We start from the raw sequence: 11,856 nt of genomic DNA, 5'->3' as shown, positions 1-11,856 counted from the left end.
TTTCATGGCCGCCTATCTGGCGGGCATCGTGCTGGGCAACGCGGTCCTGCCGCACCGGGCTGCCACGCGTTCGTTCGCCGAGGGGGTCGGCTGGCTGGCGCAGATCGGGTTGTTCGTCATGCTGGGGTTGCTGGTGAATCCGAGCGAGCTGGGTTCGGCGTTGTTGCCGGCAACCGTCATCGGGTTGGTGTTGTTGCTGGTGGCGCGGCCTGTGTCGGTGGTGGCGTGTCTGCTTCCGTTCCGTACGAGCTGGCGGGAGCAGGTGTTCGTTTCCTGGGCGGGGCTGCGTGGCGCGGTGCCGATCGTGCTGGCGACGTTTCCCATTGTCGCGGCGGTGCCCGGCAGCCTGCAGTTGCTGAACATCGTGTTCGTGCTGGTGGTGTTGTTCGTCCTGGTCCAGGGGCCGGCGCTGCCGGCGGTGGCCAGGCTGCTGGGGATCACCCAGCCGGGTCAGGCCAGGGAGGTGAGCATCGAGGCCGCTCCGTTGGACGTGCTGGGCGCCGACCTGCTGACGTTGACGATTCCGCCCGGTTCCCGGCTGCACGGGGTGGAGATCTTCGAACTGCGGCTGCCCGCTCCCTCGAACGTCGTCCTGATCATCCGTGACGGCGACACCATCGTCCCGGAGCCCGTGACGTTGTTGCGGGAGGGCGACGACGTACTCATCGTCACGACCAGTGACGCGCGCCCGCAGGTGGAGCGCCGGTTGCGCGCGGTGGCGCGGCGCGGGCGGCTGGCGCACTGGTACGGCGAGCGCGGCGACATCGACACCGATTCCGGCCGAGCGGCCCTCACGAAAGGAGAACCTGCGCAGTGGACATCAGGCGCACGACGGTCCCCGGCAGCGGCATCATCCACCACTACGACACCAGGCAAGGAGATCACGTCGGCGTTATGGTCTTCGACGACGGGCGGCGCGCGTTGATGATCTACGACGGTGGCGATGCCGACGTCCCGTCGCATGTGGTGGATCTGGACGGCGACGAGGCCGACTGGGTTGCCGAGTTGTTGCACAGCCGTTCGCTGGCCGATCGGCTGTCGGCCGTGGAGCGGCGTCTGGCGCAGCTGATCGGCCGGCGTTCGTGAGGGCGGGCGGGTGAATAGACTTGTGGAACGTGACTGCCAAGCCGCGTATCCCCGATGTCCTGGCCGCTCGTTATGCCTCGCCCGAGCTGGCCCGCCTGTGGTCCGCCGAATACAAGATCGTCGCTGAGCGGCGGTTGTGGCTGGCGGTGCTGCGCGCCCAGGCCGAGTTGGGCGTGGCGGTGCCCGAGGAGGCCGTCGCCGACTACGACAAGGTGGTCGAGCAGGTCGATCTGGCCTCGATCGCGGCGCGCGAGCGGGTGACCCGGCACGACGTCAAGGCGCGCATCGAGGAGTTCAACGCGCTGGCCGGGCACGAGCAGGTGCACAAGGGCATGACCTCGCGTGACCTGACGGAGAACGTCGAGCAGCTGCAGGTGCGCGACAGCCTGCTGCTGGTGCGCGACCGGACGGCGGCGCTGCTGGCCCGGCTGGCCCGGCTGGCGGCCGAGCACCAGGCCACGGTGGTGGCCGGCCGTTCGCACAACGTGGCCGCCCAGGCCACCACCTTGGGTAAACGGTTCGCGACGGCGGCCGACGAGTTGCTGGTGGCTTTCCGGCGGCTGGAGGAGCTGATCGGCCGCTACCCGCTGCGCGGGATCAAGGGGCCGGTGGGCACCGCCCAGGACATGCTCGACCTGCTGGGCGGCGACCGCGGCAGGCTGGCCGAGCTGGAGGAGCGGGTGGCCGCCCATCTGGGGTTCGCGCACCGGTTCACCAGCGTGGGGCAGGTGTATCCGCGTTCGCTCGACTACGAGGTGGTCACCGCGCTGGTGCAGCTGGCCGCCTCCCCGTCCTCGCTGGCCATGACGATCCGGCTGATGGCCGGGCATGAGCTGGTCACCGAGGGGTTCAAGGAGGGTCAGGTCGGCTCGTCGGCCATGCCGCACAAGATGAACACCCGCTCCTGCGAACGGGTCAACGGCCTGACGGTGGTGCTGCGCGGCTACGCCTCCATGGTGGGCGAGCTGGCGGGCGACCAGTGGAACGAGGGCGACGTGTCCTGTTCGGTGGTGCGCCGGGTGGCCCTGCCGGATGCGTTCTTCGCCTTCGACGGGCTGGTGGAGACGATGCTGACGGTGCTGGACGAGTTCGGCGCGTTCCCCGCGGTGATCGCGTCCGAGCTGGACCGCTATCTGCCGTTCCTGGCCACGACGAAGATGCTGATGGCGGCGGTGCGTGCCGGGGTGGGGCGCGAGCAGGCGCACGAGCTCATCAAGGAGCACGCCGTGGCGGCGGCGCTGGCGATGCGCTCGCACGGGGGCGGCAACGACCTGCTCGACCGGCTGGCCGCCGACGAACGGTTCCCCCTCGGCCGCCCGCAACTGCTGGAGCTGCTGGCTGACCGCGTGTCGTTCACGGGGGCCGCCGGCGAGCAGGTGACGGAGGTTCTGCGGCAGGTGGACGAGGTCGTTGCGGAGCATCCGGAGGCGGCCGCGTACCGTCCCGGCGCCATCCTGTGATCCGCGAGCTGCGTTCCGCGGCCGAGGTGCGGGCGGCCTGCGGGGGCGACGACCTGGTGGTGTGGGCGGCGCAGGGGCTGCGCGCGGGCGCGCGGGCGTGGGCGCTCGGGGACGCGGTGGCGGCGGCCTGCCCGCAGGTGTCACGGCGCGACCGGCTGGCGGTGCTGGGCGGCGCGGCGCAGGCCACCGAGCTGGTACGCCATGCGCTGGCGGAGCTGGGCCCGTCGTACCGGCCGCTGGGCGAGGTGGCGCTGATGCGGGAGGTGTCGGGCAGGCTGGCGGGGCTGGAGGTGGCCGGGGAGTTCTCGTGGATGAGCCTGGACACCGACGTTTTCGACGCACGTGCACGCGGCGGCGCGGTGCACGCTCCGGCGGACGGTGCCGGCGCGGGCGACCTGGCCAGGACGGCGAACGTACCGGAATCGACCGGCACACCGGATAGGCCGGGCATGTTCGGCCCACCGCATGCGGCCGCCACCATCGGCACAGCGGGCACAGCGGGCAGGCCCGGCACACGCATGGCCGGTCCGGGTGGCGCGGCGTACTCGCCGGGCACAGCGGGCACAGGCGGCAGGACGGTCAGGTCTGATATGAACGGCGTGACAGACGCTGCGGGCGCGGCGGGTATGGCCGGCGGGATCGGCGCGCCTCGCAGGGGCGGGGGCCGTCCGGGTGAGGACGGTGTGGTCGGCTGGCTGGAGGACGGTGACGGCGCGCAGGTCGCGGCGCTGCTGGCGGCCGAGGCTCCCTCGTCGTACGCGGTGCCCGGCCTGCCGGGGGTGCGGCGCTGGGCGGGCGTACGGGTCGGCGGGGAGCTGGCGGCGGTGGCGGCCGATGCCTGGTCGGCGCCCACGGTAGGTCTGCTGGCCGGGGTGGCGACGCGAGCCCGGTTCCGCGGCAGGGGCCTGGCCGGGCGGGTGTGCCGGTGGCTGTCGCGGGAACTGGTGGCGGCCTACGGGCGGGCGGCTCTCATGGTCGACGACGACAACCCGGCGGCCATCCGCGTGTACGAGCGGCTCGGTTACCGCCGGCGCCGGGTGGCGGCCGCCCGGTCCACGGGTTGACCGCCGCCCCGCGTCGTCCCGCTCCGGTTCGTCCCGGTCCGCCCCCGGGAGGCCGGGACGGGCGGCGCGACGCGGCCGGCGCCCGCGCCGGGACCGCCTCCTCCTGCAGCTCCTGCAGCGTGGGCGTCCTCCGGTGTCAGTTCCACCCGCGCGCTCCGCTGGACGTCTTCGCACAGCCCACCCGTTCCGCGAGGGGTTGTGCGAAGACGACCTGCGCGGAAGGTGGCCGATCGAGGACCCTTCGTTCCAGGTGGACGAGAAGCCCTGCGCCGATATCTTGGCCTCAGCTCGGTGACGACAACCGCACACGACTTTCCCGATGAGCGAGGCGGCCATCGACGAATGGCGGACGCTGTTCCAGGCACCAGATGCCGGCGAACTCGGCGGCGGCGACATCCCCGGACCGCCACCGGGGTGGCTGGGCTGGCCGGAGTGGGCTGCGGACCGATGGCCCTCGCTTGCACACGGTCATGCCTCCCAGCAGCGGAGGTGACATCGGACCGGGGCACCACCTGCCCGTGGGGTCGCCGCAGGCATGGCCGAACTGCCGGCAGGCGTGCGCGCCCGGTGGTTCCGCGCGGAAATTGAGGTGAGGTTGCGGCGGCGCTGGTGCACAGTGGACGGCGTGATGTCCGATTTTGTACCTGGTATCGACTTGTCGCGGTCCTTCTACCGCGATGTGGTGGCGCCGCTGATCCCCGGAGTGAGGCACAGCGCCGCGCTGATCGGGCCGGGGTCGGAGGTGCTCAGGTTCGACACCGCCCGCTCCACCGACCACGACTGGGGGCCGCGGGTGCTGCTGTTCGTGCCCGGCGAGGTGGTGGCCGAGGTGCGGGCGGCCGTGGAGGCGGGCCTGCCGGACCGGTTCGGCGGGCTGCCGACGGTGTTCACCTATCACGGGCAGGAACGTTCCGGGGTGACGGTGAGCGAACTGGGGGAGTGGCTGACCGGGCGGCTGGCTTTCGATCCGAGGCAGGGGGTGTCGCTGCTGGACTGGCTGGCGGCGCCGTGGCAGAGCCTGGCCGAGGTGACCTGCGGGGAGGTCTTCCACGACGGGTTGGGTGGGCTGGAGGCGGCCAGGCAGGCGCTGCGCTGGTATCCCGGTGACGTGTGGCGCTACGTCCTGGCGTGCCAGTGGCGGCGCATCGCGCAGGAGGAGCCTTTTCCCGGCCGGTGCGGCGAGGTGGGCGACGAACTGGGGTCGGCCGTGATGGGAGCGCGGCTGACGCGGGAGGTGATGCGGCTGGCGCTGCTGCTGCGGCGGCGCTACCCGCCGTACGCCAAGTGGCTCGGCAGCGCGCTGGCGCGCATGCCGGGCTCGACCGAGCTGGGGGAGTCGCTGGGGGCCGCGACGGCGGCCCGGTCGTGGCGCGAGCGCGACGCGGCGCTGGCCGCCGCCTACGCGCGGGTCGCGGCGCTGCAGAATCGCATGCGGCTGACCGGCTGGCTGGACGAGGAGGTGCGCGGTTTCTACGACCGGCCGTTCCAGGTGATCGACGGTGACCGGTTCGCCGATGCGCTGATGGCGTCGGTGTCGGACCCGGTGATCAAGGGGTTGCCGCTGGTGGGGTGTGCGGACCAGTTGTCGGATTCGACGGATCTGCTGGTGGCGCCGGGGCGGGCGCGCGCGGTGACGGCCGCCGCCCTCGGCCTTGGGTGAGCGGCCTGTCCGGTCCGGCGGGCCTCACTCGACGAGCGAGGAGGCGAGTTCTTCGACGTGGGCGCGCCAGGCGCCGCGTGCGGATGGGTCACCGGTGTGGGCGAAGACGCGGGGTGGGTCATGGGCGAGGATGCGGCCGTCGGGGTGCAGGGTGAGGGTCTCGTTCATGGGTCGTGCATCGTGTCGAGGTGGTCGGTCAGGCGGTCGAGGCTGTGGTTCCAGAGTCTGCGGTAACGGGGTCAGGCGCGGCGCGCGTTGGCGTGGATGGCCTGACGGACGAAGTCGGCCAGGCCGGGAAGCAGTTCCTCGAAGGTGGCGCGGAAGCGGGGGTCGTCGACGTACAGGTCGCCCAGGCACCGGTGAAGCTCGTGGCTGCAAATGTAGAACCAGCGGTTCATGTGGGCCCGGTGGCGTTCCGCGAGATCCATGGCGTGCTCGCCGTCGGCGGGAAGGCCCGCTTTGCAGGCGGCGACGAGGGCACCGGTGATGGAGTCGGCCTCGGCCCTGAGCTGGAGCCAGTCGGCCTTGGTGTAGGAGGCGACGCGGCGGCGGCTTTCGGCGTACTGGTCGGTGTCGCCCCAGCGGCGCTGGACCTCTGCCTCGTGGTCTTCCGGCCGGAAGTCGCCGAAGACCTCGAAACGGTCCTCGGGGGTGAGCGCGATGTCGAGCGTGTGGGCCTGCATGGAGCGTTCGACGGCGGCGATGACCTCGTGCAGGCGTTCGGCCTTGCGGGTGAGGAGTTCGTGCTGGCGGCGCAGGTGGGTGAGCTCGTCGGTGTGGGGCGTGTCGAGGATGACGGCGATCTCGTCGAGGCCGAAGCCGAGCTCGCGGTAGAGGAGGATCTGCTGCAGCCGGGTGAGGTCGGCGTCGGTGTAGCGGCGGTAGCCGGCGTGGGTACGTTCGCCGGGGGTGAGCAGGCCGATCTCGTCGTAGTGGTGCAGGGTGCGCACGGTGATGCCGGCGAGTCTGGAGACCTGTCCTACGGAGAAGCTCATGGCTCCACTGTGCAGGCTGACGTGGGGTGAGGGTCAAACCGGTTCGTGTCAGGGGTTGAGCAGCACGCGAACGAAAAGTCGCGTGAGACGGCTCTCAGGACTCGGGTAAGCGTGGATGACCGTTCCGGCGTGCCTGGCCTGCGGGATCATCGGACGGCGCTCGACCGGACGTCACGCGCCGCCCTGATGTGATGTGGCTACAGTTGCGTGATCAGCTTCTCGATCCGGGCGCGGATGTCGTCACGGATCTTGCGGACGGCCTCGATGTCCTGCCCGGCGGGGTCGTCGAGCTTCCAGTCCTCATACCGCTTGCCCGGGAAGACAGGGCAGGCGTCCCCACAGCCCATGGTGACCACCACGTCGCTGGCCTCGACCGCGTCGACGGTGAGGACTTTGGGCTGGGCGGCGGTGAGGTCGATGCCCACCTCGCGCATCGCCTCGATGGCGACGGGGTTGACCTGACCGGCTGGGGCCGATCCTGCGGAGCGGACCTCGACGCGGCCTGCGGTCAGGTGGGTGAGCCATCCGGCGGCCATCTGGGAGCGTCCGGCGTTGTGCACGCAGACGAACAGGACCGACGGCTTACCGGTGGTGGTCTCGGGGGCGCTCTCAGGCACGGGTGGACTCCTCTGTGGTGCGGAACAGGCGGCGGCCGGCCAGGCTGACGTAGACCAGGGCGACCAGGACGGGGACCTCGATGAGCGGGCCGACCACGCCGGCCAGGGCCTGACCGGAGGTGACGCCGAAGACGCCGACCGCCACAGCGATGGCCAGCTCGAAGTTGTTGCCGGCGGCGGTGAAGGCGAGCGTGGTCGTCCTGTCATACGGCAGGCCGATCGCTCGGCCGGTCAGGAAGCCGCCACCCCACATGAGGGCGAAGTAGGCCAGCAGCGGCAGCGCGATGCGGGCCACGTCGCCAGGCTGAGAGGTGATGGTGCCGCCTTGCAGGGCGAACAGGACGACGATGGTGAACAGCAGCCCGTACAGGGCGACCGGGCCGATGCGCGGCAGGAAGCGCTGCTCGTACCAGTCGCGTCCCCGGGCGCGTTCGCCCAGCTTGCGCGAGGCATAGCCCGTGAGCAGGGGGATGCCGAGGAAGACCAGCACATAGAACGCTATGTCGAAGGCCGAGACGTCGAGCGCCGACTGCGTCAGGCCGAGCCAATCGGGCAGCACCTGCAGGTAGAACCACCCCAGCGCGCCGAAGGCGATCACTTGGAAGATGGAGTTGAGCGCGACCAGGACGGCGGCGGCTTCCCGGCTCCCGCAGGCCAGGTCGTTCCAGATGAGGACCATGGCGATGCAGCGGGCGAGCCCGACGATGATCAGGCCGGTGCGGTAATCGGGCAGGTCGGGCAGGAAGACCCAGGCCAGCGCGAACATCAGCGCCGGGCCGAGCACCCAGTTCAGGACGAGCGAGGAGATCAGCAGGCGGCGGTCGCCGGTGACGGTGCCGAGCCGGTCATAGCGGACCTTGGCCAGCACCGGGTACATCATCAGCAGCAGGCCGAGCGCGATCGGCAGCGAGATCTCACCGACCTTGACTGTGTCCAGCGCGGTGTCCAGGCCGGGCACCAGACGCCCGAGCAGCAGCCCTGCGCCCATGGCCGCGATGATCCACACCGGCAGGAACCGGTCCAGCACGGACAGAGCGGCAATCACGCCGACCGGCGGCGCGGTGGCCGGTGCAGGCTGAGCCGACATCACCGCGGCACCGCCGCTGCAGCGGCCGGCAGGCTCGGAGCAGACCCGCCGGCTGGCCCGCTGGCTGGCCCGCTGGCTGGCAGGGCCAGCAGCGCCGACAACTCGCCCAGCGTCCCGGGCACCAGCCGGTAGTGCACCCAGGAGGCGCGCCGCTCGGAGGTCAGCAACCCCACCTCCTTGAGCACCTTCAGATGGTGGCTGATGGTCGGCTGGGACAGCTCGAACGCGTCGGTGATGTCGCACACGCACACCTCGCCGCCGGCGCGGCTGGCCACGACCGACAGGATGCGCAGCCGTACCGGATCGCCCAGCGCCTTGAACGCGCGCGCGACCCCGGCCGCCTGCTCGGCGTCCAGCGGCTCGCGGGTCAGCGGCGGGCTGCACTCCAGGATCTCCAGCAGTTTCATCCCCTGCCCTTCCGTATTGATATTCATCTAAATAGGTGTACGTCTATATTGACATGCGTCTTTGTCCGCCTGGTACGTGAGCCGGCTCTCAGCCGGCCGGGCCGCCGATGTCGGCCGGCAGTGCGCGGACCCGGCGTCCGATGTCGTCGCGGATCGGGCGGATCTGCCCGACCGTCTGCCGTCGGGGCCGTATCGATATTGACAGCCGTCAATATCGAGTGGGTGAACGCCGGGCCAACAGCGGCCCTCGCGGTCTCTCAGGCTCCGGTCACAGCGCTGCGGCGTTCGAGCAGCATCACATCACGCCAGACGCCGTGATGTCGGCCGATGCGCTCGCGCGTGCCCACGATCCTGAAACCCAGCGCCTGATGCAGGATCAGGCTCGCGGCGTTCTCCGGGAAGACGCCCGACTGGATCGTCCACACGCCGGCGTCCTCGGCCGCGGCGATGAACGCCGACAGCAGCGCGCGGCCGATGCCGTGGGCCTGGCAGCCAGGGTGGACGTAGATGCTGTGCTCGACCACGCCCGCATACACCGGACGGGACGACACCGCCGAAGCAGCCACCCAGCCGAGCACCTCGCCGGAGTCGCCATCGGTCGCCACGTACCGCAGATGAGGCAACCGGCTCGCGGTGAAGCCCTCCCAGCCGGGAGCGGAAATCTCGAAGCCGGCCTGGCCGGTGTCCAGCCCGGCCTGGTAGACGGCCAGCACGTCGGCGGCGTCGCCCTCGCGCATCGGCCGGATCTCCATACCGGGCCCGATGGCGGGCTTGACGGCCCGGACGATGGCCGAGCGCACCCCGTCGCCGTGATCGGCGCTCAACGTGACGGCGATCTGGACGAAGCCGGCAGCGGCCAGCAGGCCCCGGTACTCCTGCACGGTGAGCGATCCGGCCGCGCAGCCGATGCGCTGCTCGGCCCGCTGCCGCGCCTGCTCGTCCAGGACGTGCGCGGCGACGACGTCGCTGACGCCGAACCGGCCGCCGGGCCGCAGCACCCGGAACGCCTCGGCCAGTACGGCCGCCTTGTCGCCGGACAGGTTGATCACGCAGTTGGAGATGACCACGTCCACCGACCGGTCCGGCAGAGGAACCCGCTCGATCGTGCCGTGCAGGAACTCCACGTTGACCGCGCCGGCCTGCTCGGCGTTGCGCCGGGCCAGTTCCAGCATGTCCGTGCTGGCGTCCACCCCGTACACCTTGCCCTGCTCGCCGACCCGGCGTGCCGACAGCAGCACGTCGATGCCGCCGCCCGATCCGAGGTCGAGCACCCTCTCTCCGTGGCGCAGTTCGGCGACGGCCACCGGGTCGCCGCAGCCCAGGCTGGCCCGCACCGCCCCCTCGGGCAGCACGGTAACGTCGTCGTAGCCGGCCGCGCCGAAGCCGCCCTGCTCGAAGGCGTCCGGCCCGCAGTCGGCGACCCTCTGGCCGGCGTCCGCGGCGCGTGCCAGGGCGGAGTAGCGGTCGATGATCTCATCGTGCGCCATGACCAGGCTCCTTCACTCACAGGTGGGCGCGGCAGGGACCGGGTTGCCCATCACCACGTCGGCGGCCGTCGGGAAACAGCTCACACACGCCTCGTTGATCCGATACAGGCTGGACGTGCCGTGCCGCTCGACCAGCACGAACCGCACCTCGGCCAGGATCTTCAGGTGGTGCGAGACGGTGGACTGGCCCACTCCGGACGCGGTCACGATCTCGCCCACGCTCATCGGCGCGCGCCGCCGGGCCAGCAGTGACACGATCTGAATACGGGTGGCGTCGGCCAGGGCCTTGAACCAGCTCGCGTACTCTTCGGCCTCCGCGCGCGGCAAGGGCTCCTTGGGTTCGTTCATCGTCAATCGACGATATTCGATAGACAAGGAAAGCGGAAGCCTCGTGCGTCCCCCTCGCAGGGGAGGCTCCATGTACCCGATAGTGGCTCGATCCCCGTGCCCGTACGAAGCGGGCCGGCCGGGGCGGGCCTGGTTGCGGGATGCCGACCCAGGGTGCCATGGTGGGGTTGAGCTGGGGTTTTGGGTACCTACGTACGCGAAAACAGGTACCGACATGGGGATTTTTCACCTCTTTCTTGGGCCGGGGGAGAGGCCAGTCTGGTGGTCTGAGCTCAATCCGCTGGGAAGCGGGAATCGAGGATCGAAGTCATGTGCCAGCACCAGCCACCATGTCCGCCCGCGGACGCCGCAGGCAGGGAGGCCGCGCGCCTCGTGGCGTACCACCCCGAGCAGGGATGGGGTCTGCTGTGCAACGGGGTGGTCTTCTTCGACGACACCGGCGAACTGCTGCCCGACGGCCGCAGCGTCGTCCCCTCCGCCCCCGCCTGCGCCGGGCAGGTGTCATGAACGCCACCGCCACCTGGACACTGCCACCGCGCCCCGCCTCCGTGCCGCGCGCCCGCCACGCCGTACGCGCGCAACTGCTCGCCTGGGGCCTGCCCCACAGCAGCGAGACCGCCGAACTCCTGGTCAGCGAACTCGTCACCAACGCCGTACGCCACGCCCGCGGACCCATCCGGCTGCGGCTGTCGCTGACCGGCGCCCTGCTGCGCTGCGAGGTCGAGGACGCCAGCCCCGACCTGCCCCACCTGCGCACCGCCCGACACGACGACGAGAGCTCACGCGGCCTGCAACTGGTGGAGGCCATCGCCTCCGGCTGGGGCAGCACCCGCACCGGCCGCGGCAAGCGCGTCTGGTTCGACCTGCCGCTGCCGCAACAGTCCGGCGACGGCCCGCTGCTCGAGGCGCAGGCCTGCTGAGCGGCGCCCACGGCGCCCCGCACGGCACGCAACCGGCCCCGGCACGCCGAGCAATCCCGGCAACCGTACTCACCAGGCCGCCGCCTGCAGCAGACTCACACCATGACCTCCAGTGAACCTCTCCGCAAGCAAGCCGCCGTCACGGTCATGCGAGCGGCCAGAGCCGCCAACCGCAGCAAACTCGCCCGCACCCTGCTGCGCGGCCGCAGCGTCCGCCGCCTCCCACTGGTCAACCGCCTCTACCACACCGTCTTCCGCCTCGGCCACACCACCACCGGCCGCGACGCCGAAGCCCGCTACCGCGGCCTCACCCTCACCGGCCCCGCCTGGGACACCGCCATCATGCCCTCCGTCTCGGCCGGCTACTACGAAGAGTTCGAAGTCACCCTGTTCGAACGCCTGGCCGCCGCCAGCCGCACCATCCTCGACGTCGGCGCCAACATCGGCATCTACGCCTGCACAGGCGCGGCACACCTGCCACCCGGCGGCACCCTCATCGCCTACGAACCCGTACCCGAGAACCTCACCTACCTGCGCCGCAACCTCGACCACAACGACCTGGCCGCCCACGTCACCGTCGAAGCCCTCGCCGTGGGCGCAACCCCCGGCGAACTCACCGTGCACCTGTCAGGCGAGCAGACCGGCAAACACTCCGCCGCCCCCGCCAACGTCGGCACACCCGCCGGCTCCGTCACCATCCCCATGACCTCCATCGACACCTACCT

15 protein-coding genes are annotated in these 11,856 nt (G+C 71.1%); 8 read left to right on the top strand and 7 right to left on the bottom strand.

Annotated elements, in window-relative coordinates; translation table 11 throughout:
* The 5 genes from E1267_RS38820 to E1267_RS38795 all read left to right on the top strand — a co-directional run.
* The coding region (locus tag E1267_RS38820) for a cation:proton antiporter domain-containing protein (protein ID WP_181957897.1) at positions 1–925 on the top strand (925 nt) is incomplete at its 5' end.
* The gene (locus tag E1267_RS38815) at positions 814–1,086 is read left to right on the top strand and encodes a cation:proton antiporter regulatory subunit (RefSeq protein WP_132340484.1); all 273 of its coding nucleotides are present in this window, start codon (positions 814–816) and stop codon (positions 1,084–1,086) included. The genes E1267_RS38820 and E1267_RS38815, both read left to right, overlap by 112 nt.
* Positions 1,087–1,115: 29 nt before the next feature.
* Positions 1,116–2,546, top strand: a complete 1,431-nt coding sequence (purB, locus tag E1267_RS38810; RefSeq protein WP_132340482.1) for an adenylosuccinate lyase — start codon at positions 1,116–1,118, stop codon at positions 2,544–2,546.
* Positions 2,543–3,610: a GNAT family N-acetyltransferase gene (locus tag E1267_RS46010; RefSeq protein WP_220449887.1), complete on the top strand. Its 1,068-nt coding sequence runs from the start codon at positions 2,543–2,545 to the stop codon at positions 3,608–3,610. Before purB ends, E1267_RS46010 begins: the two co-directional genes overlap by 4 nt.
* Positions 3,611–4,238: 628 nt before the next feature.
* Positions 4,239–5,270, top strand: coding sequence for a DUF4037 domain-containing protein (locus E1267_RS38795; RefSeq protein ID WP_132340480.1), 1,032 nt, complete (start codon positions 4,239–4,241; stop codon positions 5,268–5,270).
* Positions 5,271–5,294: 24 nt separating this feature from the next.
* Here the strand turns inward: E1267_RS38795 and E1267_RS45005 are convergent, their stop codons facing one another.
* The 7 genes from E1267_RS45005 to E1267_RS38755 form a co-directional block, all read right to left on the bottom strand.
* Entirely contained in the window at positions 5,295–5,438 is a 144-nt protein-coding gene (locus E1267_RS45005) for a hypothetical protein (RefSeq protein ID WP_165960040.1), read from the bottom strand.
* Between the two features lie 71 nt (positions 5,439–5,509).
* The gene (locus tag E1267_RS38790; protein WP_132340478.1) at positions 5,510–6,265 is read right to left on the bottom strand and encodes a MerR family transcriptional regulator; all 756 of its coding nucleotides are present in this window, start codon (positions 6,263–6,265) and stop codon (positions 5,510–5,512) included.
* 197 nt (positions 6,266–6,462) lie between these two features.
* Positions 6,463–6,882, bottom strand: coding sequence for an arsenate reductase ArsC (locus tag E1267_RS38785; RefSeq protein WP_281283747.1), 420 nt, complete (start codon positions 6,880–6,882; stop codon positions 6,463–6,465).
* Positions 6,875–7,969 carry an ACR3 family arsenite efflux transporter gene (gene arsB / locus E1267_RS38780; RefSeq protein ID WP_132340476.1) on the bottom strand — a complete coding sequence of 365 codons (1,095 nt, stop codon included), beginning with the start codon at positions 7,967–7,969 and terminating at the stop codon, positions 6,875–6,877. The genes E1267_RS38785 and arsB overlap by 8 nt, the downstream gene beginning before the upstream one ends.
* Positions 7,969–8,403, bottom strand: coding sequence for an ArsR/SmtB family transcription factor (locus E1267_RS38775; protein ID WP_425465125.1), 435 nt, complete (start codon positions 8,401–8,403; stop codon positions 7,969–7,971). Before E1267_RS38775 ends, arsB begins: the two co-directional genes overlap by 1 nt.
* 230 nt (positions 8,404–8,633) lie before the next feature.
* Complete coding sequence (gene arsM / locus E1267_RS46005; RefSeq protein ID WP_220449886.1) at positions 8,634–9,863, bottom strand: arsenite methyltransferase; 1,230 nt, start codon at positions 9,861–9,863, stop codon at positions 8,634–8,636.
* Between the two features lie 12 nt (positions 9,864–9,875).
* Positions 9,876–10,211 (bottom strand): ArsR/SmtB family transcription factor, encoded by a 336-nt coding sequence (locus tag E1267_RS38755; RefSeq protein ID WP_132340474.1) that lies wholly within the window; start codon positions 10,209–10,211, stop codon positions 9,876–9,878.
* 309 nt (positions 10,212–10,520) lie between these two features.
* Here E1267_RS38755 and E1267_RS38750 point away from each other — a divergent pair, with 309 nt between their 5' ends.
* The 3 genes from E1267_RS38750 to E1267_RS38740 form a co-directional block, all read left to right on the top strand.
* Positions 10,521–10,718, top strand: coding sequence for a DUF5999 family protein (locus E1267_RS38750; RefSeq protein ID WP_132340472.1), 198 nt, complete (start codon positions 10,521–10,523; stop codon positions 10,716–10,718).
* Positions 10,715–11,131 (top strand): ATP-binding protein, encoded by a 417-nt coding sequence (locus tag E1267_RS38745; RefSeq protein ID WP_165960039.1) that lies wholly within the window; start codon positions 10,715–10,717, stop codon positions 11,129–11,131. Before E1267_RS38750 ends, E1267_RS38745 begins: the two co-directional genes overlap by 4 nt.
* A 102-nt stretch (positions 11,132–11,233) precedes the next feature.
* On the top strand, positions 11,234–11,856 hold a 623-nt coding region (locus tag E1267_RS38740), incomplete at its 3' end, for an FkbM family methyltransferase (protein WP_132340468.1).

Origin of the sequence: Nonomuraea longispora, from assembly GCF_004348345.1 — a bacterium.
Lineage (GTDB): Bacteria > Actinomycetota > Actinomycetes > Streptosporangiales > Streptosporangiaceae > Nonomuraea > Nonomuraea longispora.
The sequence above is the reverse complement of the archived record's forward strand: the minus strand, read 5'-3'. Positions and strand labels throughout refer to the sequence as shown.